The sequence below is a fragment of the Pseudomonas sp. 13159349 genome (assembly GCF_013305685.1).
Lineage (GTDB): Bacteria > Pseudomonadota > Gammaproteobacteria > Pseudomonadales > Pseudomonadaceae > Aquipseudomonas > Aquipseudomonas asiatica.
Map to the genome: position 1 here is coordinate 4666866 of NZ_CP045553.1, position 18776 is coordinate 4685641.

Annotated in this window: 22 protein-coding genes; 13 read left to right on the forward strand and 9 right to left on the reverse strand. The window is 61.5% G+C overall.

Annotation, left to right across the window (positions count from 1 at the left end; genetic code table 11):
- On the reverse strand, nucleotides 1-228 hold the full coding sequence (locus GEV38_RS21545; RefSeq protein WP_015271553.1) for a hypothetical protein: 228 nt from the start codon (nucleotides 226-228) through the stop codon (nucleotides 1-3).
- A 93-nt stretch (nucleotides 229-321) separates the two neighbouring features.
- Nucleotides 322-888: a dCTP deaminase gene (gene dcd, locus GEV38_RS21550; RefSeq protein ID WP_003258001.1), complete on the reverse strand. Its 567-nt coding sequence runs from the start codon at nucleotides 886-888 to the stop codon at nucleotides 322-324.
- A 328-nt stretch (nucleotides 889-1216) separates the two neighbouring features.
- On the opposite strand from dcd, the gene GEV38_RS21555 reads away from it, so the two are divergent.
- Entirely contained in the window at nucleotides 1217-1426 is a 210-nt protein-coding gene (locus GEV38_RS21555) for a cold-shock protein (protein WP_003254922.1), read from the forward strand.
- 124 nt (nucleotides 1427-1550) lie between these two features.
- On the opposite strand, the gene apbC is transcribed toward GEV38_RS21555, so the two are convergent.
- Complete coding sequence (gene apbC, locus GEV38_RS21560) at nucleotides 1551-2645, reverse strand: iron-sulfur cluster carrier protein ApbC (protein WP_015271554.1); 1095 nt, start codon at nucleotides 2643-2645, stop codon at nucleotides 1551-1553.
- Between the two features lie 158 nt (nucleotides 2646-2803).
- On the opposite strand from apbC, the gene metG reads away from it, so the two are divergent.
- The 7 genes from metG to GEV38_RS21595 all read left to right on the forward strand — a co-directional run bounded on the left by metG (nucleotide 2804) and on the right by GEV38_RS21595 (nucleotide 8568).
- Entirely contained in the window at nucleotides 2804-4843 is a 2040-nt protein-coding gene (gene metG, locus GEV38_RS21565; protein ID WP_054573730.1) for a methionine--tRNA ligase, read from the forward strand.
- Between the two features lie 165 nt (nucleotides 4844-5008).
- On the forward strand, nucleotides 5009-5557 hold the full coding sequence (locus tag GEV38_RS21570) for an Rnf-Nqr domain containing protein (protein WP_173896014.1): 549 nt from the start codon (nucleotides 5009-5011) through the stop codon (nucleotides 5555-5557).
- Nucleotides 5554-6528, forward strand: coding sequence for an RnfABCDGE type electron transport complex subunit D (locus tag GEV38_RS21575; protein WP_054573731.1), 975 nt, complete (start codon nucleotides 5554-5556; stop codon nucleotides 6526-6528). Before GEV38_RS21570 ends, GEV38_RS21575 begins: the two co-directional genes overlap by 4 nt.
- Nucleotides 6525-7127 (forward strand): RnfABCDGE type electron transport complex subunit G, encoded by a 603-nt coding sequence (locus GEV38_RS21580; RefSeq protein WP_054573732.1) that lies wholly within the window; start codon nucleotides 6525-6527, stop codon nucleotides 7125-7127. The genes GEV38_RS21575 and GEV38_RS21580 overlap by 4 nt, the downstream gene beginning before the upstream one ends.
- Nucleotides 7120-7644 (forward strand): Rnf-Nqr domain containing protein, encoded by a 525-nt coding sequence (locus tag GEV38_RS21585; RefSeq protein WP_015271558.1) that lies wholly within the window; start codon nucleotides 7120-7122, stop codon nucleotides 7642-7644. The genes GEV38_RS21580 and GEV38_RS21585 overlap by 8 nt, the downstream gene beginning before the upstream one ends.
- A gap of 4 nt (nucleotides 7645-7648) precedes the next feature.
- Nucleotides 7649-8287, forward strand: coding sequence for an endonuclease III (gene nth, locus GEV38_RS21590; RefSeq protein WP_013973953.1), 639 nt, complete (start codon nucleotides 7649-7651; stop codon nucleotides 8285-8287).
- A 104-nt stretch (nucleotides 8288-8391) separates the two neighbouring features.
- Nucleotides 8392-8568 (forward strand): PA3496 family putative envelope integrity protein, encoded by a 177-nt coding sequence (locus GEV38_RS21595; RefSeq protein ID WP_003258006.1) that lies wholly within the window; start codon nucleotides 8392-8394, stop codon nucleotides 8566-8568.
- Between the two features lie 43 nt (nucleotides 8569-8611).
- Here the strand turns inward: GEV38_RS21595 and GEV38_RS21600 are convergent, their stop codons facing one another.
- A complete protein-coding gene (locus GEV38_RS21600) occupies nucleotides 8612-9232 on the reverse strand; it encodes a response regulator transcription factor (RefSeq protein WP_015271559.1) in 621 nt (206 codons plus the stop codon).
- Nucleotides 9233-9594: 362 nt separating this feature from the next.
- Between GEV38_RS21600 and GEV38_RS21605 the strand changes: the two genes are divergently transcribed.
- Nucleotides 9595-10077 carry a hypothetical protein gene (locus GEV38_RS21605; protein WP_015271560.1) on the forward strand — a complete coding sequence of 161 codons (483 nt, stop codon included), beginning with the start codon at nucleotides 9595-9597 and terminating at the stop codon, nucleotides 10075-10077.
- A gap of 58 nt (nucleotides 10078-10135) precedes the next feature.
- On the opposite strand, the gene GEV38_RS21610 is transcribed toward GEV38_RS21605, so the two are convergent.
- Together GEV38_RS21610 and GEV38_RS21615 are read right to left on the reverse strand one after the other, a co-directional pair.
- Nucleotides 10136-11353: an argininosuccinate synthase gene (locus GEV38_RS21610; protein WP_013973956.1), complete on the reverse strand. Its 1218-nt coding sequence runs from the start codon at nucleotides 11351-11353 to the stop codon at nucleotides 10136-10138.
- A 156-nt stretch (nucleotides 11354-11509) separates the two neighbouring features.
- The gene (locus GEV38_RS21615) at nucleotides 11510-12427 is read right to left on the reverse strand and encodes an OmpA family protein (protein WP_015271561.1); all 918 of its coding nucleotides are present in this window, start codon (nucleotides 12425-12427) and stop codon (nucleotides 11510-11512) included.
- 130 nt (nucleotides 12428-12557) lie between these two features.
- Here GEV38_RS21615 and pyrC point away from each other — a divergent pair, with 130 nt between their 5' ends.
- On the forward strand, nucleotides 12558-13604 hold the full coding sequence (gene pyrC, locus GEV38_RS21620) for a dihydroorotase (RefSeq protein ID WP_015271562.1): 1047 nt from the start codon (nucleotides 12558-12560) through the stop codon (nucleotides 13602-13604).
- Between the two features lie 59 nt (nucleotides 13605-13663).
- Nucleotides 13664-14275, forward strand: coding sequence for a ribonuclease T (rnt, locus tag GEV38_RS21625; RefSeq protein WP_230388460.1), 612 nt, complete (start codon nucleotides 13664-13666; stop codon nucleotides 14273-14275).
- A 159-nt stretch (nucleotides 14276-14434) separates the two neighbouring features.
- On the opposite strand, the gene GEV38_RS21630 is transcribed toward rnt, so the two are convergent.
- Nucleotides 14435-15037, reverse strand: coding sequence for a peroxiredoxin (locus tag GEV38_RS21630; RefSeq protein WP_003254945.1), 603 nt, complete (start codon nucleotides 15035-15037; stop codon nucleotides 14435-14437).
- A 224-nt stretch (nucleotides 15038-15261) separates the two neighbouring features.
- Between GEV38_RS21630 and GEV38_RS21635 the strand changes: the two genes are divergently transcribed.
- Both GEV38_RS21635 and bfr read left to right on the forward strand, forming a co-directional pair.
- Entirely contained in the window at nucleotides 15262-15480 is a 219-nt protein-coding gene (locus GEV38_RS21635; RefSeq protein WP_003254947.1) for a bacterioferritin-associated ferredoxin, read from the forward strand.
- 201 nt (nucleotides 15481-15681) lie between these two features.
- The gene (gene bfr / locus GEV38_RS21640) at nucleotides 15682-16155 is read left to right on the forward strand and encodes a bacterioferritin (RefSeq protein ID WP_003258014.1); all 474 of its coding nucleotides are present in this window, start codon (nucleotides 15682-15684) and stop codon (nucleotides 16153-16155) included.
- Between the two features lie 57 nt (nucleotides 16156-16212).
- Here the strand turns inward: bfr and grxD are convergent, their stop codons facing one another.
- Together grxD and GEV38_RS21650 are read right to left on the reverse strand one after the other, a co-directional pair.
- Complete coding sequence (gene grxD, locus GEV38_RS21645) at nucleotides 16213-16548, reverse strand: Grx4 family monothiol glutaredoxin (protein WP_003254949.1); 336 nt, start codon at nucleotides 16546-16548, stop codon at nucleotides 16213-16215.
- A gap of 91 nt (nucleotides 16549-16639) precedes the next feature.
- Nucleotides 16640-18748 (reverse strand): molybdopterin oxidoreductase family protein, encoded by a 2109-nt coding sequence (locus GEV38_RS21650; RefSeq protein WP_054573745.1) that lies wholly within the window; start codon nucleotides 18746-18748, stop codon nucleotides 16640-16642.
- Between the last annotated feature and the right edge of the window lie 28 nt (nucleotides 18749-18776).

Here is an 18776-nt window from a genome sequence, read left to right on the forward strand (position 1 = left end):
TCAGGCTACAGGTGCCGGTGGAGGCTCGTCCGGCAGGGTCGGCTCGCCCGGCTCCATGGGTGGTGTATCACCGGGCTCCGGCGGTTGCGGGGTATCCGGGTCAGGCTGGTGGGGCACGCCCCCCGCCTGCATCGGCAGCGGGTGTGCCAGCAGTGACCATGGTAGCAACCCGACGTGGTTGGGCTGCAGGCCTGCCAGCTTGGCACTGATTGCGGGGTGGAGTTTCATTGGCTGCTCCTGGCAAGGCCGCTACGCGTCATGCGCACCGGCGTTATCCAGTTGGAGTGCCAAAGGCGCGGGGAATTCCCCGCGCTTGTCGGCTCAGGTACGCGGCAGGGTGACGCCGCGCTGGCCCTGGTACTTGCCGCCACGGTCCTTGTACGACACTTCACATTCTTCGTCGGACTGCAGGAACAGCATCTGGGCCACACCTTCGTTGGCGTAGATCTTCGCCGGCAGCGTGGTGGTATTGGAGAACTCCAGTGTCACATGGCCTTCCCACTCGGGCTCGAGCGGGGTGACATTGACGATGATGCCGCAACGGGCGTAGGTGCTCTTGCCCAGGCAAATGGTCAACACATCACGCGGAATGCGGAAATACTCGACGGTACGCGCCAGGGCGAAGGAGTTCGGCGGGATGATGCACACGTCGCTCTTGATGTCGACGAAACTGCCTGCATCGAAGTTCTTCGGGTCGACGGTGGCCGAGTTGATATTGGTAAACACCTTGAATTCGTCGGCGCAGCGCACGTCGTAGCCGTAGCTGGAGACGCCGAAGGAGATCACCCGGCTGTCCTGTTCGCCGCGCACCTGGCGCTCGACGAACGGTTCGATCATGCCGTGTTCCTGCGCCATGCGGCGAATCCACTTGTCCGATTTGATGCTCATGGCGGGGTGTCCTGAAGAGTTGCGAGGTGAAAATTCGAGACGCGCATCTTACCGGTCCCGGCGCCCAGGTTAAAGTTCCATGCCTCATCCCGCGCCGGGCGGGGGCTTCAGCCGCCGTCGATCCGAATTTGCGTAAAGCGCCTTCTGACCATTGGCAGGTTGCGGAAAGTGGGGTAAGGTGGCGCCACTGTGCTGCACGTGACACCGAGAATCTCTAGTTTGATGCACGATCCTGATCGGCCCATCGCTGAATTTTCTGCTCTCTTTGCGCTCAGTCCCGGCCAGGGTTTTTCCTGACCGTTATCAAATTGTCCAAGGAGACAGAAAAATGTCCAACCGTCAATCCGGTGTTGTTAAGTGGTTCAACGATGAGAAAGGCTACGGCTTCATCACCCCTCAGTCGGGCGACGACCTGTTCGTGCACTTCAAAGCCATCCAAGCTGACGGCTTCAAAACCCTGAAAGAAGGCCAGGCTGTTACTTTCGTCGCTACCCGCGGCCAGAAAGGCATGCAGGCTGAAGAAGTTCAGATCGCCTAAGTCGATCGAAGCTTCCTAGCTTTCAAAAAACCCGCCTTCCGGCGGGTTTTTTTATGCCTGGCCGAAAGACCGTGTCGCCTGCTTCGCGGGCTTGCCCGCGAAGAGAGCGACGCGATCTGACAGATCAATCTTCGCTGATGGTAATGCTAGGCATCGCCGGCGCAGCAGCTTCCTGCAGCACGATCCGCGCGCCCACCTGACGGGCCAGCTCCTGATAGACCATCGCAATCTGGCTTTCCGGCTCGGCGATCGCCGTCGGCTTGCCACTATCGGCCTGCTCGCGAATCAGCATCGACAGCGGCAACGACGCCAACAGGTCGACGCCATACTGGCTCGCCAGCTTCTCGCCACCGCCTTCGCCGAACAGGTGCTCGGCATGACCGCAGTTCGAGCAGATGTGCACGGCCATGTTCTCCACCACGCCCAGCACCGGGATGTTGACCTTGCGGAACATCTCCACGCCCTTCTTGGCATCCAGCAGGGCCAGGTCCTGCGGGGTGGTGACGATCACCGAACCGGCAACCGGTACCTTCTGCGCCAGGGTCAGCTGGATGTCACCGGTGCCCGGCGGCATGTCGATCACCAGGTAATCCAGGTCGTCCCAGGCAGTCTGGGTCACCAGCTGCAGCAGCGCGCCGGAAACCATAGGGCCACGCCATACCATCGGCGTGTTGTCGTCGGTAAGGAACGCCATGGACATGACTTCCACGCCATGGGCCTTGATCGGCACGAACCACTTCTGCTCGCGAATCTGCGGGCGGGTGCCTTCGGCGATGCCGAACATCACGCCCTGGCTGGGGCCATAGATATCGGCATCGAGAATACCCACTCGCGCGCCCTCGCGAGCCAGCGCCAGGGCCAGGTTGGCAGCGGTGGTCGACTTGCCCACACCGCCCTTGCCCGAGGCCACGGCGATGATGTTCTTGACGTTGGCCATTGCCGGCACCTGGGCCTGGGCCTTGTGCGCAGCCACCACGCAGTCGATCGACACCTGGGCACTGCTGACGCCCTCCAGGTTGCCGATGGCGGTCTGCAGCACCTGGGCCCAGCCGTTCTTGAACAGCCCTGCGGCATAACCCAGTTGCAATTGCACGCTGACCTGGCCGCCCTGGATATCGATTGCGCGCACACAGCCGGCGCTGATCGGGTCCTGGTTCAGGTAGGGGTCGGTGTACTGGCGAAGCACGCCTTCGACGGCGGCACGGGTGACGGCACTCATGGAGACTCCCAATGGCAAACTGAATGTAAAACAGACGCCTATCCTAACCCGTCAATCGTCAGCAGATGCGCATGCGGGGTGAAATATCTTCGCCAGCCCTTTATAGTGGCCGATCAACCTCATTTTTACCCCGTCGCCAGATAAGTAGCCGAGCCACCATGTCCGAGCCACGTCAGATTCTCGTCACCAGCGCCTTGCCCTATGCCAACGGATCGATCCACCTTGGCCATATGCTCGAGTACATCCAGACAGACATGTGGGTCCGCTTCCAGAAGCTGCGCGGCAACCAGTGCATCTACGTCTGCGCCGACGACGCCCACGGTTCGGCCATCATGCTGCGCGCCGAGAAAGAAGGCATCACCCCGGAACAGCTGATCGCCAACGTCCAGGCCGAACACAGCAGCGACTTCGCCGACTTCCTGGTGGACTTCGACAACTTCCACTCTACCCACAGCGAAGAAAACCGCGAACTGTCGGGCCTGATCTACGCGCGCCTGCGAGACGCCGGGCACATCGCCACCCGTTCGGTAACCCAGTATTTCGACCCGGAAAAGGGCATGTTCCTCGCCGACCGCTTCATCAAGGGCACCTGCCCCAAGTGCGCGGCCGAAGACCAGTACGGCGACAACTGCGAGAAATGCGGCGCCACCTACGCGCCCACCGAGCTGAAGAACCCCAAGTCGGCCATCTCTGGTGCCACCCCGGTATTGCGTGATTCCCAGCACTTCTTCTTCAAGCTGCCGGACTTCCAGGCCATGCTGCAGCAGTGGACCCGTAGCGGCACGCTGCAGGACGCGGTAGCCAACAAGCTGGCCGAATGGCTGGACTCGGGCCTGCAGGAGTGGGACATCTCGCGCGACGCGCCGTACTTCGGCTTCGAGATCCCAGGCGAGCCAGGCAAGTACTTCTACGTGTGGCTGGATGCACCGATCGGCTACATGGCCAGCTTCAAGAACCTCTGTGCACACCGCCCGGAGCTGGACTTCGACGCGTTCTGGAACGAAGGCTCCAAGGCCGAGCTGTACCACTTCATCGGCAAGGACATCGTCAACTTCCACGCCCTGTTCTGGCCAGCCATGCTCGAAGGCGCGGGCTTCCGCAAGCCGAGCGCGGTCAACGTGCACGGCTACCTGACCGTGAACGGCGCCAAGATGTCCAAGTCGCGCGGTACCTTCATCAAGGCCCGCACCTACCTCGACCACCTGCAGCCGGAATACCTGCGTTACTACTACGCTGCCAAGCTGGGCCGCGGTGTCGATGACCTGGACCTGAACCTGGAAGACTTCGTGCAGAAGGTCAACTCCGACCTGGTCGGCAAGGTGGTCAACATCGCCAGCCGTTGCGCCGGTTTCATCCACAAGGGCAATGAAGGGGTGATGGTGGCTGGCGATGCTGCACCGGAGCTGACCGAAGCCTTCCTGGCGGCTGCCCCGTCGATCGCCGACGCCTATGAAGGCCGCGACTTCGGCCGTGCCATGCGCGAAATCATGGCGCTGGCCGACCGCGCCAACGCCTGGATTGCCGACAAGGCCCCATGGTCGCTGGCCAAACAGGAAGGCAAGCAGGATGAAGTTCAGGCCATCTGCGCCCAGGGCATCAACCTGTTCCGCCAGTTGGTGATTTTCCTCAAACCGGTGCTGCCGGTGCTGGCTGCTGACGCCGAGGCCTTCCTCAACGTGGCACCACTGACCTGGAACGACCACCTGTCGCGCCTGGAAAACCACCAATTGAACCCGTTCAAGGCGCTGATGAGCCGCATCGAACCGGCCAAGGTCGAAGCCATGGTCGCCGCCAGCAAGGAAGACCTGCTGGCCGCCGAAGCCAAGGCCCCGGCCGGCAATGGCGAGCTGGCCAAGGACCCACTGTCGGCGGAAATCGAGTTCGACACCTTCGCTGCCGTCGACCTGCGCGTGGCGCTGATCGTCAAGGCCGAGGCCGTACCGGGCGCGGACAAGCTGCTGCAACTGACCCTGGACATCGGTGACGAGCGCCGCAACGTGTTTTCCGGCATCAAGTCGGCGTACCCCGACCCGTCCCAGCTGGAAGGCCGGCTGACCATGATGGTGGCCAACCTCAAGCCACGGAAGATGCGCTTTGGGGTGTCCGAAGGGATGGTCATGGCGGCCGGGCCTGGCGGTGAAGAGATCTACCTGCTGAGCCCGGACAGCGGTGCCAAACCGGGCCAGCGCATCAAGTAACAAAACCTGCTGGACCTTGTGGGAGCGGGCGTGCCCGCGAGACTGACTACGCGCTGCATGGCACCGGCGTTGCCGGTGTTCGCGGGCACGCCCACTTTCACAATGACTCCGGCACCTTGATGCCAAACCCGGACAATCGCCCCGATTCCCGGCTATCGTCATCTCATGAGCGACTACATCCTGGTACTGATCAGCGCTGCGCTGGTCAATCACCTGTGCCTGCAACAACAGCCATTCCCAGGGCTGCACCTCCACGTGCACGGCCTTGCCTGCGCACTGTGCATTGCCTTGGGCGTGATCGGCGCACAACTACTGGTGCGCGGGGTGCTTGCCCCACTGCAAGCCCAGGACCTTGCCCTGTTCCTGTTGTTGCCCTGGCTGGCCGTGCTTGCCTGGGGCGTACCATGGCTACTGACAAGATGGCGCCCGAGCTGGCCGGTGACGCAACTGCCCGCGCTGCTGTTGAGCAACGCGGTAGTACTGGGCTTGACCCTGCAACAGGCAAGCGACGAAAGCACATGGCTCGCTACCTTGCTGCAAGGCCTGCTGGCCGGCGGCGGCTTCTGGCTGGCGTTGGTGCTGTTCGCCGACCTGCGCCAGCGCAGCGCTCATGCCGACGTCCCCGGGGCAATGCGCGGCCTGCCCATCGAACTGCTTGGGGCCGGAGTAATGGCCATGGCGTTTTCCGGCTTCAACGGGCTGTTCGCCCAATGACCGCCAAGCCGGACCCGCGGCTACGCACCAGCATGGGCCTGGTGTTGCTGGCCTGCGTACCTGGCCTGCTGGCGCTGTTCTGGCTGCATGGCTGGAGTTTGCTACTGAACCTGTTGCTGTGCGCCAGCACCGCGCTGCTGTGCGAGGCGCTGTTGCTTACCTTGCGAGCACAACCGCTGCGCACGGCGCTGAACGACGGCAGCGCGCTGGTGACCGCCGTGCTGCTGGCCGCCGCCCTGCCCACCTTGGCACCCTGGTGGTTGCCGGTGGTCGCTACCAGCGTTGCCATCGGCATCGGCAAGCAGGCCTTTGGCGGGGTTGGGCGCAACCTGTTCAACCCGGCCATGGTCGGCTACGCCTTCGTGCTGCTGAGCTTCCCGTTGCAGATGAACCATTGGCCGGGGCCGGCACCAGCCCTGCTCGACAGCCTGCAGCTGGTGTTCGCCGGCGGCGAGCAGATCGATGCCTGGGCCAGGCCGACGCTGCTCGACGGCCTTCGCCACAACCACAGCCTGACCATCGATGAACTGTTCGCCGGTCACCCGGGTTTCGGCAGCATCGGTGGACGGGGCAGCGAATGGGTCAACCTGGCGTTCCTGCTGGGCGGCCTGTTCCTGCTGCAACGCAAGGTTATCAGTTGGCATGCGCCGGCCGGTCTGCTGGCTGGGTTGTTCCTGTTCAGCCTGCTGGGCTGGAATGGCTCGGGCTCGGACTCCAACGGCTCTCCCCTGGTGCACCTGTTCTCCGGCTCGACAATGATGGCGGCGTTCTTCATTGCCACCGAACCGGTGTCCGGGCCCCGGCAGGAGTGGGCGAAGCTGGGTTTCGGCCTGGGGGCGGGCCTGCTGATCTATCTGATCCGCACCTGGGGTAGCTACCCGGACGGTACAGCGTTCGCCGTCCTGCTCATGAACCTCATGGCGCCGAGCCTCGAACGCCTGGCTCTGCAGCGCCAGCAGGTTGCCCGATGAAGCGCCTGGTACGTGATGTGGGTTTGTTGCTCCTGACCGGAGCACTGGCGCTGTCGACCACTTTGGCCTGGCGGCACTGGACCAGCGCAGCCATCGCCGACGCCGAGAAGCAACTGAATAGCCGCCAGCGGCTGGCGGTGTTGCCAGAAGGCAGTTACGACAACCAACCTTTGGACAGCCCGTTGCCCAGGCCCGCCGCACAGCGGCCAAACAGCCGCATCCTGGCAGCTTACCGGGCAACGCTGGCGGGTAAACCGGCCGCCGTCATACTGGTCACAAAGGTCCAGGGCTATGCCGGGCCTATCGTGTTGAGCGTGGCCATCGCAGCGGACGGCCGACTGATCGGCAGCCAGGTGGTCGAGCACCAGGAAAGCCCTGGGCTGGGTGCACGCCTGGGTGATGCGCAGCTGAACTGGCTGGGGCAATTTGCCAACCGTCAGCTGGGCGACCACTGGGCGCTGAAGCGCGACCAGGGCGACTTTGACCAGTTGGCCGGCGCAACCGTGACCTCACGTGCAGTGATCGTCGCGCTACAGGAAGCGCTGAGCTACTTCGATGAGCAGCGCAGCGTATTGCTGGAGGGCGCCACGCATGAATAGGCTCTACCTGCTCGGCGCAAGCCTGGTGCCTCTGCTGGGCGCCACCCGAACACTGAGCGAAGGCGCCACCATAGGCGTGTGCGCAGTGCTGCTGAGCAGCCTTCACCAGCTATCAATGGCACCCCTGCGCCGACGATCCGCCACCTGGACCTATGTACTGGCCAGCCTGCTGGTTCTGGCGGCCCTGGCCAGTTGCTTGCAACTGGCACTGCGTGCCTGGCTGCTGCCACTGGCACTCGCCCTCGGCCACTATCCCGCACTGCTGTGCCTGCAATGCCTGGCCATTGACTACCTGCTGCCCGATCAAGGGCGCTGGCGCCTGCTCGCCGGCCACCTTTGCGCGTTGTTTGCCACATGCCTGCTGCTTGGTGCCAGCCGCCAATGGCTGGCCGACGGTATCGGCCTGCACCTGGCCAGCCTGGCCCCGGGCGCCTTGCTACTGCTCGGACTGCTGTTGGCCTTGTACAATCGTCTGCGTCCGGGCCCTGCCCAATCACGTCATCAAGGAAAGCTCTGATTTCATGAATGCCGCCAAACGCCTGGAGATCTTTCGCAGGCTGCACGAAGACAACCCCGACCCGAAGACCGAACTGGCGTACACCACCCCGTTCGAGTTGCTGGTCGCCGTGACACTGTCTGCGCAATCCACCGATGTCGGCGTCAACAAGGCTACCGCACGCCTGTTCCCGGTCGCCAACACCCCCGAGGCCATCTATGCGCTGGGCGTCGAAGGCCTGAGTGAGTACATCAAGACCATTGGCTTGTACAACAGCAAGGCGAAAAACGTTATCGAAGCCTGCCGGCTGCTGATCGAACGCCATGACAGCCAGGTCCCGCAGACACGCGAAGCCCTGGAGGCGCTACCCGGCGTTGGCCGCAAGACCGCCAACGTAGTGCTCAACACAGCGTTCCGCCAGCCGACCATGGCCGTGGATACCCATATCTTCCGGGTCAGCAACCGTACGGGCATTGCGCCAGGCAAGACGGTGCTGGAAGTGGAGAAAAAGCTGATCAAGTTCGTGCCAAAGGATTACCTGCTCGACGCCCACCACTGGCTGATCCTGCACGGGCGCTATGTGTGCCAGGCACGCAAGCCACGCTGCGGCAGTTGCCGGATTGAAGACTTGTGCGAGTACAAGCACAAGACCTCCGACGATTGAGTCGATAGCTCGAAACCACCCACTGCGATTGAAAAAATCTTTTTTACCAGCGTCTGCTTTCTGGTTATAAGGACGGCCAATGGCCCCTTGGCTTGGAGCGACTCATGAGTAGCGATAAAGACGACCTGTCGATCGAAGATGATTTTGTTGCCGCAGATGACGAAGCGGAACCCCAGGTGGAAACCGCAAAGACCAACCTGAGCAAGCGCCGCACCATCGACAATATGCTGGAGGAAAGGCGCCTGCAGAAGCAGTTGGCCGACTTCGACTACGATCTGTAACCTTGGCAAAGCCTCCTGGCTGGAGGCTTTACGGCCTTGGTGATCAGCTTAACCCTTGCCGTTGCGCCAGCTCGATCAAGTCGACCAGCGACCGTGCATTGAGCTTGAGCAACAGGCGCGACTTGTAGGTACTGACCGTCTTGTTGCTGAGGAACATGCTGTCGGCAATTTCCTTGTTGGAACGCCCTCGCGCCAGCTGCTGCAACACGGTCATCTCCCTTGCCGAGAGGCGGTTGACCATATCCGTCTCGCTCCCCCCCCTTCCACGTGATACGTGCAGGGCCTGGTTGGGGAAGTAGCTGTAGCCCGACAGTACGGCCTTGATGGCGCTCAGCAGTTCGGTGAGTTCCTGCTGCTTGCACACATACCCCGCCGCCCCCGCCTGCATGCAGCGCATCGAGAAGTTGCCGGGGGCCTGCGATGTCAGCACCAGCACCTTGCTGCCCGGGCTGAAGGCCGTCATGCGGGTGATTACTTCCAGGCCATCCAGCTTGGGGATGCCGATATCGAGCACCACGATATCCGGCAGGTGTTGCCGTGTCAGTTGCAGCGCAGCCACTCCGTTGTCGGTTTCCGCCACGACGTCATACCCATGCCGCTCCATCAGCATGCGTACGGCCAGGCGTATGACCGGATGATCATCCACGATAAGCACTTTATTCATGCGATATCCATTCATTGCTTTTGCTTTGGCCCGCCAAGATAACCTACAGAGCGCCTGCTGGCGCGGTGAATTACCGGCGAAATATATGAACAGATGGAACCTACAACACTTACAGAAATTTCCTACACTCAACTGATGTACTTGTAACAATCAAATTCCCTGTTACCGAATGAACGGTATCACCGGCCTGTAAAAGTGCACCAGTTGAAAACCGGCCGATACCTCGGGAAATGTTCAATTCAAATGCCTGAACAGGCAACATCACCAGGATTTCGAGCGATTATTCTCACGGGAAACAATCCAGTCTTTAGTTGAGCAGCGCGGTAAGGCAAAGATATGCAAAATCGCTGGAGACGACCCATATGCACCAAGTACAACCTGTCGCCCCGCTGACGATCATTGCCATCTTCGCAGGGATTATCGAAGCCTCCGCCCTTGCCACATTGCCGTTTCTCAGCGAGTCCAGTCAAAAGCTCTATACTTGGTTTCTGGTGGGCTTCCCATTCTTCCTGACGGCACTGTTCTTCCTCACGCTCAACTTCAATTACAAGTCGTTCTACGACCCGTCGCCAAACAGGACGACAAACGACAACACATCGACACCGAGTGATGTGTCCAAGCATGCAATGCCCGGTAGTACCGGCGAAGCGCTGCAGGGCGAGCCTGTCACGTTCATGTTTTCCGGCCCCGATGCCTATCGCATGATGGAGCAGCAATTGCTGTCCGCCCTCGCCCAACCGCCTCAGCAATCTCGCACCTGGCGCTTTTGCAACCTGGACAGACGCCAGTGCGCGCAACTATCGATCAGCGCGCTTGATGAACAGGTGGCGAACGACGGCCATTGATTCCACGGACAAAAAAAACCCCGGCCTGAGCCGGGGTTCTTGCCGCACATGACGGTAATCAGAGCAGCGAGCGGCCCTTGTTGGCAGCAATGCGCATACGCAGGGCGTTGAGCTTGATGAAGCCAGCTGCATCCGCCTGGTTGTAGGCGCCGCCATCTTCCTCGAAGGTAGCGATGTTGGCGTCGAACAGCGAGTCGTCCGACTTGCGGCCGACAACGGTGACGTTGCCCTTGTACAGCTTCAGGCGTACCACGCCGTTCACGTTGACCTGCGAAGCGTCGATCATCTGTTGCAGCATCAGACGCTCCGGGCTCCACCAGTAGCCGGTGTAGATCAGGCTGGCGTACTTCGGCATCAGCTCATCCTTCAGGTGAGCGACTTCGCGGTCCAGGGTGATCGACTCGATGGCACGGTGGGCCTTGAGCATGATGGTGCCACCAGGGGTCTCGTAGCAACCGCGCGACTTCATGCCGACGTAACGGTTCTCGACGATATCCAGACGGCCGATGCCATTGGCACCACCGATACGGTTCAGGTCGGCCAGGACGGTGGCCGGAGTCTTCTCGACACCGTCGATGGCAACGATGTCACCGTTGCGGTAGGTCAGCTCGATGTAGGTAGCCTGATCCGGGGCGTTCTCAGGCGAGACACTCCAGCGCCACATGTCTTCTTCGTGCTCGGTCCAGGTATCTTCCAGGACACCGCCTTCGTAGGAGATGTGCAGCAGGTTGGCGTCCATCGAGTACGGCGACTTCTTCTTGCCGTGGCGCTCGATCGGGATGCCGTGCTTCTCGGCGTAGTCCATCAGCTTCTCGCGGGACAGCAGGTCCCACTCACGCCATGGGGCGATTACCTTGACGCCTGGCTTCAGCGCGTAGGCACCCAGTTCGAAACGCACCTGGTCGTTGCCTTTGCCGGTGGCGCCGTGGGAAATGGCGTCGGCGCCGGTTTCGTTGGCAATTTCGATCAGGCGCTTGGCGATCAGCGGACGGGCGATGGAAGTACCCAGCAGGTACTCGCCCTCGTAGACGGTGTTGGCGCGGAACATCGGGAACACGAAATCACGCACGAATTCTTCGCGCAGGTCGTCGATGTAGATCTCTTTAACGCCCATTGCCTGGGCCTTGGCACGAGCCGGCTCGACCTCTTCGCCCTGCCCCAGGTCAGCGGTGAAGGTCACCACTTCGCAGTTGTAGGTATCCTGCAGCCACTTGAGAATCACCGAAGTATCAAGGCCGCCGGAATACGCCAGTACGACCTTTTTTACGTCCGCCATGCCATCACTCCACGGGGTTGTACGGAAAGGGATCGATTCTAACGACGTTACGGATAAATTTACAGTGGGGCGACAGCTTCTGACGACAAAGCGACAAGAAGTTTCGGAAGGGCGACTTACCGTCGGAAATTATGAAATGCCGTGTGGGAGCAGCCTTCAGGACTTGGCAGGTGTTGGCTCAGGGGCCTTTTCGACAGGCTTCTCAACCGGCTTCTCGATTACCGCAACCCGATCCAGTTCGATATTCACCCGACGATTACGCGCCCGGTTGGCAGCATTGGTGTTCTTCGCCAATGGATAACGCTCGCCATGGAAACGCACGGTAATCTGCTCTTCCGGAACGCCATGGGCCTTGAGGTAGTCGGCTACCGCCAGTGCCCGGCGGCGCGACATGTCGCGATTGGTCAGGCGATTGCCACTGTTGTCGGAGTGGCCGTTGAGCTCTACATGGTTAACTGTCGGGTCAGCCTTGATGTAGTCGAGGATCACGTCCAGCCGTGCCTTGGCCGCGCCATCCAGCTCGAAGCCTCCCCCGGGGAAGCCCACCTGGGTCTGACGCACCTGATCGTAGTTCATCGGCAGCAGCTTGCCGGCACAGGCCTGATAGTCGTTGTAGGCCTTGGCGAAGCTGACCGGCAGCACACGCACTTCCATCGGCCTGCCCGCCTCGCCGGCATAATTGCGTACCACCGTGCTGCGCCCATCGAGCAGGCCGTTGATCAGGCGACTGGCCTGGCCCTGGGAAGAACTGAACAACACCCCGGTACGGGCCATGCGCACGCTGCCCAGATTGATGTCGCTGCGCCCAGGCTGCCACGGCGCAGCAGCTGCCAGCAATGTGGCCGTGCCCGCCCCCAGTACGTTGCTGTCCGAGCGCAACTGGAACACCGGTTGCTCGCCCGCGCGGCGCACGAACTCGCCACTGCCGAAACCGTCGATCGGCTGGATCAGCCGGCATTCGAACTGGTCACCCTCGACCTTCCAGGCAATGTTTTCCATGCGCGTCTGGAAGGTCAGCGCACCGGCCGGCAGGCTGGCGAACAGGGTCAACAGGGCTAGGTAACGCTGGCGCACGGGCGGCTCCACAAATTCTGACGGCTTACCTGCAGGCTATCGGACGCCTGGCGGAAAACTTGATAGCCGTGCTCCACCCAGGGTTTTCCGGTAGCATTGGGGCTTGAGTTCGACCCGCCTGGAATCCCCAATGTCCGATCGCCTGACCCTCCTGCGTCCCGACGACTGGCACATCCATCTGCGCGATGGTGCCGTCCTGCCCCACACCGTTGGCGATGTGGCGCGTACTTTCGCCCGTGCCATCATCATGCCCAACCTGGTTCCGCCGGTACGCAATGCCGTAGAGGCCGGCGCCTACCGTGAGCGCATCCTGGCCGCCCGCCCGGCTGGCAGCCGCTTCGAGCCGCTGATGGTGTTGTACCTCACCGACCGCACCAGCCCCGAGGACATCCGCGCGGCCAAGGCCAGCGGTTTCGTGTATGCCGCCAAGCTGTACCCTGCTGGCGCCACCACCAATTCAGACTCGGGCGTGACCAGCATCGACAACATCTTCCCGGCCATCGAGGCGCTGGCGGAAGTTGGCATGCCGCTACTGGTGCATGGCGAAGTGACCCGTAGCGAGATCGACGTGTTCGACCGCGAGAAGCGCTTCATCGACGAGCATATGCGCCGTGTGGTCGAGCGCTTCCCGACACTGAAGGTGGTGTTCGAGCACATCACCACCAGCGATGCCGCGCAGTTCGTCACCGAGGCCCCGGCCAACGTCGGCGCGACCATCACCGCGCAGCACCTGCTGTACAACCGCAACCACATGCTGGTTGGCGGCATTCGCCCGCACTTCTACTGCCTGCCGATCCTCAAGCGCAACACCCATCAGGTGGCGTTGCTGGATGCGGCCACCAGCGGCAACCCGAAGTTCTTCCTGGGTACCGACTCGGCCCCACACGCCCGACACGCCAAGGAAGCCGCCTGCGGTTGCGCCGGTTGCTACACCGCCTACGCAGCCATCGAGATGTACGCCGAAGCGTTCGAGCAGCGTAACGCGCTGGACAAGCTGGAAGGCTTTGCCAGCCTGCACGGCCCGGCGTTCTACGGCCTGCCGGCAAACACCGACACCATTACCCTGGTCCGCGAAGAATGGACCGCCCCGGATAGCCTGCCGTTTGGCGAGCAGACCGTAGTCCCGCTGCGCGCCGGCGAAAAACTGCGCTGGCGCCTGCTGGAGGAAAACGCGTGAGCGAAGACCTCTACGAAGACGACCTCGACACCCAAGGCAGCAGCGGCTCGCGCCATCCGATGGCCGAGCGTTTCCGCGGCTATCTGCCGGTAGTGGTAGACGTTGAAACCGGCGGCTTCAACAGCGCTACCGATGCCCTGCTGGAAATTGCCGCAGTCACCATCGGCATGGACGAAAAGGGCTTCCTGTTCCCCGAGCACACCTACTTCCACCGCGTGGAGCCATTCGAGGGCGCCAACATCGAGGCGGCCGCGCTGGAATTCACCGGGATCAAGCTGGACCACCCGCTGCGTATGGCAGTCAGCGAAGAAAGTGCGCTGACCGACATCTTCCGTGGCGTACGCAAGGCGCTCAAGGCCAATGGTTGCAAGCGGGCGATCCTGGTCGGCCACAACAGCAGCTTTGACCTGGGCTTCCTCAATGCGGCGGTGACGCGCAATGACCTGAAGCGCAACCCGTTCCACCCGTTCTCCAGCTTCGACACCGCTACCCTGGCGGGCCTGGCTTATGGCCAGACCGTACTGGCGCGGGCCTGCCAGAGCGCCGACATCGACTTCGACGGACGTGAGGCGCACTCGGCGCGCTATGACACCGAGAAGACGGCCGAGCTGTTCTGCGGCATCGTCAACCGCTGGAAAGAGATGGGCGGCTGGCGCGATTTCAACGATTGATCTGCAAAAGCGTTCGCGCGCATTCCCGCTCCCACCGGTACTGCAGTGGCCTCAGCCATTGTGCTATTCCTGTGGGAGCGGGCAAGCCCGCGAAAAGGCCGGCACAGGACGGCACAAAAAAACCGGCCACAAGGGCCGGTTTTTTCATGCACGCGGCAATTACAGCTTGCCAGCGTTCTCGCTCAGGTAGGCAGCAACGCCTTCCGGCGAAGCGTTCATGCCTTTGTCGCCTTTTTTCCAGTTGGCAGGGCAGACTTCGCCGTGCTCTTCGTGGAACTGCAGGGCGTCGACCAGGCGCAGCAGCTCGTCCATGTTGCGGCCCAGTGGCAGGTCGTTGACGATCTGCGAACGAACAACACCGTTGGTGTCGATCAGGAAGGCGCCACGGAAGGCTACGCCGCCTTCGGACTCGACGTCGTAGGCCTTGCAGATTTCGTGGGTCATGTCGGCAGCCAGAGTGTACTTGACCTGGCCGATACCGCCGTTGTTGACCGGGGTGTTACGCCAGGCGTTGTGGGTGAAGTGCGAGTCGATCGACACGCCGATCACTTCCACGTTGCGCGCCTGGAAGTCAGGGATGCGGTTGTCCAGGGCGATCAGCTCGGACGGGCAGACGAAGGTGAAGTCCAGCGGGTAGAAGAACACCAGGCCGTACTTGCCCTTGATGGCCGAAGCCAGGTTGAAGCTGTCGACGATCTCGCCATTGCCCAGCACGGCCGGAACGGTGAAATCGGGGGCTTTCTTACCAACGAGTACGCTCATTGTAATCTCCTGATGAGGGTGAAAAACCGTTTGCCGGGCCAGACGGGCTTGCCCGACATCCAACAAAGGCCGTCCATCATACACGGCTTCTGGTGACAGGCCGACTCCAACGACGAAGCAACCGCCGGTCGCTCAAGCACGGCCCTTTCAGAAACTCCTTTGACAAGCATTCTCATTAACATTAAGCTCCACTCCATCGAGCCCACCAACGATGGTCAGCCTTTATGTATGTGTGTCTTTGTGTCGGCGTTACCGACGGACAGATCCGCGATGCGATCTATGAAGGATGCTGCAGCTACAAGGAAGTGCGAGCCGCCACCAACGTCGCCAGCCAGTGCGGCAAATGTGCCTGCGTGGCCAAGCAGGTGGTCCGCGAGACCCTGACCGAGCTCCAGGTCAGCCAGGCAGCCCTGCCCTACCCCGTGGAATTTACCGCAGCCTGAAAACAAAGAATTCGAAGAACCGGACCTTGTGTCCGGTTTTTTTATGCCCGCAATTCAACAAGTTAGCGCTCCAACGCGGTTCACAAACATTCTTATTTCCATTAATTTTCACTTATTATTCAAGAACTTAGGTTTGACACACCTAAGTATCGGGCTCAAACTTCAGTGTATTGGCACACTTCTACAGGGCAGGAACCCGACATGAAAGGCGACGTAAGCGTCATCCAGCATCTCAACAAGATCCTCGGAAACGAGCTGGTCGCGATCAACCAGTACTTCCTGCACGCACGCATGTACGAAGATTGGGGCCTGAACAAACTCGGCAAGCACGAGTACAAGGAATCCATCGACGAGATGAAGCACGCTGACAAACTGATCAAGCGTATTCTCTTCCTCGAAGGCATCCCCAACGTCCAGGACCTGGGCAAGCTGCTGATTGGCGAGCACACCAAAGAGATGCTCGAATGCGACCTGAAGATCGAACAGAAAGGCCTGGTCGACCTGAAAGCGGCCATCGCCCATTGCGAAACCGCTGGCGACTTTGGCTCGCGTGACATGCTCGAAGATATCCTCGAATCCGAGGAAGAACACATCGACTGGCTGGAAACCCAGCTGGGGCTGATCGACAAGATTGGTATCGAGAACTACCTGCAGTCGCAGATGGGCGAAGAATAAATATTCGCTCCATGAAAAAACCCGCGATCCGCGGGTTTTTTCATGCTTGCCGGAGAATCAGGCCTCGGAAGCCTTGGCCTTGGCAGCCGCTTCCTTGATCAGGGTCTGCAGCTCACCCTTCTCGAACATTTCCAGCATGATGTCGCTGCCGCCGACCAGTTCACCGGCTACCCACAGCTGCGGGAAGGTCGGCCAGTTGGCGTATTTTGGCAGGTTCGCACGGATTTCCGGGTTCTGCAGGATGTCGACGTAGGCGAACTTCTCGCCACAACCCATCACGGCCTGCGATGCACGCGCAGAGAAGCCACACTGCGGGGCATTCGGCGAGCCTTTCATGTAAAGCAGAATGGTGTTGTTGGCAATCTGCTCTTTGATCGTTTCGATGATATCCATGTAGCACCTCGGCTGAACTTTCCGACGCGGTCGTCGGCACGGTGACGCATTGTAACGGAAAGCCGAGCAGCATGCTCGGCCTTACCGTTCCTTACGCGGCCTCTACCTGCACGGGTACGCCATTGAGGGCGGCGTTGCCGGAAACCTGATCACGCAGGCGCTCATCGGTGAGGTCGTTGGCGCTCACGCCAGGTTGCGCCTGGGCGGTCTGCATGTGCACGCCTTGACGAGAGTGACCGAAGCCATGGGGCAGGCTGACTACACCGGGCATCATGTCATCGCAGGCCTGAACCTCGACTTCAAGATCCCCGGTACGCGAGCGGATACGAACTCGCTGGCCGTCCTGCAACTGACGATGCTGCAGGTCCTGCGGATGCATCAACAACTGATGGCGCGGTTTGCCTTTCACCAGTCGATGAAAGTTGTGCATCCATGAATTGTTGCTGCGAACATGGCGACGGCCGATCAGCAGCAGTTCGCCCGGCACCGGAGGGGCCTGTTGCGCCAGTCGCCCCAAGTCATCCAGCAGCACCTGGGGCGCCGCTTCAACGGCCTTGCTGGCAGTCGTCAGGCGCGCAGCGAGGTTGGCGCGCAATGGCCCCAGGTCGAGGCCATGCGGGTGCTCGTCCAGCGCTGCCAGCGAAAGCTGCCAGGGTGTCGTTTCACCATAACGCCCCTTGCGCAGGGCCAGGTCGATCATCTGCGCTGGCGCCCAGGTCGGTTTCAAATCCAGCTCGGCGCGTTTGGCGAACGCTTGTGCCAGCCCGACAAAAATCTCCCAGTCATGCAATGCCCCTTCGGGCTTGGCCAGGATCGCCCGGTTGAAGCGGGTCACGTTGCGCACGGCCAGCAAGTTGAATGTGCTGTCGTAATGGTCGTTTTCCAGCGCCGAGGTGGAGGGCAGGATCAGGTCGGCATGGCGGGTGGTTTCGTTGATGTACAGGTCAATGCTGAGCATGAACTCCAACCCCTCCAGCGCCACATCCAGCTGGCGGCCATTGGGCGTTGAGAGCACGGGGTTGCCAGCCACCGTCACCAGCGCACGCACCTGCCCTTCGCCTGGCGTCAGCATTTCCTCGGCCAAGGCCGCCACGGGCAGTTCGCCGCCGTACTCGGGCAAGCCCGACACCCGGCTCTGCCAGGCGTTGAAATGGCCACCCGAGGTGGTCGCTACCAGGTCGACGGCAGGCTCGGTGCACAACGCGCCGCCTTCACGGTCAAGGTTGCCGGTTACCAGGTTGATCAGTTGCACCAGCCAGTGGCAAAGGGTGCCGTAGGCTTGGGTCGAAACCCCCATGCGGCCGTAGCACACCGCCCTGTCGGCCGCGGCAAAGTCCCTTGCCAGCTGGCGAATGTCTGTCGCGGCAATGCCACAGTGGGCGCTCATGGCCTCCGCGCTGAACGGCGCGATCGCTTCGCGCACCTGCTGCAAGCCGATGACCGGCAAGTGCGAGCCGCGCGCCAGGCCTTCAGTGAACAGGGTATTGAGCAAGCCACACAACAAAGCCGCATCCCCTCCAGGGCGAATGAACAGGTGACTGTCGGCCATCGCCGCCGTTTCGCTGCGCCGCGGGTCCACCACCACCAGGCGCCCACCCCGGGCCTGCAGGGCTTTCAGGCGTTTTTCCACGTCCGGCACGGTCATGATGCTGCCGTTGGAGGCCAGCGGGTTGCCGCCGAGGATCAGCATGAAACCGGTCTGGTCGATGTCCGGGATCGGCAGCAGCAGGCCATGGCCGTACATCAGGTGGCTGACCAGGTGCTGCGGCAACTGGTCCACCGAGGTGGCAGAGAAGCGGTTGCGGGTTTTCAGCAGGCCCAGGAAGTAGTTGCTGTGGGTCATCAGGCCGTAGTTGTGCACGCTCGGGTTGCCTTGGTACACCGCCACGGCATTGCGCCCATGGACCTGCTGGATCGCCCACAGCCTGTCGGCGGCCAGGGCAAAGGCCTCGTCCCAGCCGATGGCCTGCCAGTGCTCGCCCACCCGCTTGTGCGGTTGGCGCAGGCGGTCGGGGTCGTTCTGGATGTCCTGCAGGGCCACGGCCTTTGGGCAGACATGGCCGCGGCTGAACGGGTCCTGGGGGTCGCCCTTGATCGAACTGATCAGCGCCCGCCCATCGTCGTCATGGCTGACTTCAATGTTCAGCCCACAGATCGCTTCGCACAGGTGACAGGCACGGTGATGCAGGGTCTTGGTCATGGCCGCCTCTGCCTTGTTGTTGTGGAGG

Bases quoted from the DNA above. Each gene is read 5' to 3' on its own strand.
- dcd (WP_003258001.1), bottom strand. From the start codon at position 888: ATGAGCATCAAATCGGACAAGTGGATTCGCCGCATGGCGCAGGAACAC.
- GEV38_RS21605 (WP_015271560.1), top strand. From the start codon at position 9,595: ATGCACCAAGTACAACCTGTCGCCCCGCTGACGATCATTGCCATCTTC.
- grxD (WP_003254949.1), bottom strand. From the start codon at position 16,548: ATGGATATCATCGAAACGATCAAAGAGCAGATTGCCAACAACACCATT.
- GEV38_RS21580 (WP_054573732.1), top strand. From the start codon at position 6,525: ATGAAGCGCCTGGTACGTGATGTGGGTTTGTTGCTCCTGACCGGAGCA.
- GEV38_RS21545 (WP_015271553.1), bottom strand. From the start codon at position 228: ATGAAACTCCACCCCGCAATCAGTGCCAAGCTGGCAGGCCTGCAGCCC.
- apbC (WP_015271554.1), bottom strand. From the start codon at position 2,645: ATGAGTGCCGTCACCCGTGCCGCCGTCGAAGGCGTGCTTCGCCAGTAC.
- bfr (WP_003258014.1), top strand. From the start codon at position 15,682: ATGAAAGGCGACGTAAGCGTCATCCAGCATCTCAACAAGATCCTCGGA.
- metG (WP_054573730.1), top strand. From the start codon at position 2,804: ATGTCCGAGCCACGTCAGATTCTCGTCACCAGCGCCTTGCCCTATGCC.
- GEV38_RS21630 (WP_003254945.1), bottom strand. From the start codon at position 15,037: ATGAGCGTACTCGTTGGTAAGAAAGCCCCCGATTTCACCGTTCCGGCC.
- GEV38_RS21635 (WP_003254947.1), top strand. From the start codon at position 15,262: ATGTATGTGTGTCTTTGTGTCGGCGTTACCGACGGACAGATCCGCGAT.
- GEV38_RS21600 (WP_015271559.1), bottom strand. From the start codon at position 9,232: ATGAATAAAGTGCTTATCGTGGATGATCATCCGGTCATACGCCTGGCC.
- rnt (WP_230388460.1), top strand. From the start codon at position 13,664: ATGGCCGAGCGTTTCCGCGGCTATCTGCCGGTAGTGGTAGACGTTGAA.
- GEV38_RS21570 (WP_173896014.1), top strand. From the start codon at position 5,009: ATGAGCGACTACATCCTGGTACTGATCAGCGCTGCGCTGGTCAATCAC.
- GEV38_RS21650 (WP_054573745.1), bottom strand. From the start codon at position 18,748: ATGACCAAGACCCTGCATCACCGTGCCTGTCACCTGTGCGAAGCGATC.
- pyrC (WP_015271562.1), top strand. From the start codon at position 12,558: ATGTCCGATCGCCTGACCCTCCTGCGTCCCGACGACTGGCACATCCAT.
- GEV38_RS21555 (WP_003254922.1), top strand. From the start codon at position 1,217: ATGTCCAACCGTCAATCCGGTGTTGTTAAGTGGTTCAACGATGAGAAA.
- GEV38_RS21595 (WP_003258006.1), top strand. From the start codon at position 8,392: ATGAGTAGCGATAAAGACGACCTGTCGATCGAAGATGATTTTGTTGCC.
- nth (WP_013973953.1), top strand. From the start codon at position 7,649: ATGAATGCCGCCAAACGCCTGGAGATCTTTCGCAGGCTGCACGAAGAC.
- GEV38_RS21585 (WP_015271558.1), top strand. From the start codon at position 7,120: ATGAATAGGCTCTACCTGCTCGGCGCAAGCCTGGTGCCTCTGCTGGGC.
- GEV38_RS21575 (WP_054573731.1), top strand. From the start codon at position 5,554: ATGACCGCCAAGCCGGACCCGCGGCTACGCACCAGCATGGGCCTGGTG.
- GEV38_RS21610 (WP_013973956.1), bottom strand. From the start codon at position 11,353: ATGGCGGACGTAAAAAAGGTCGTACTGGCGTATTCCGGCGGCCTTGAT.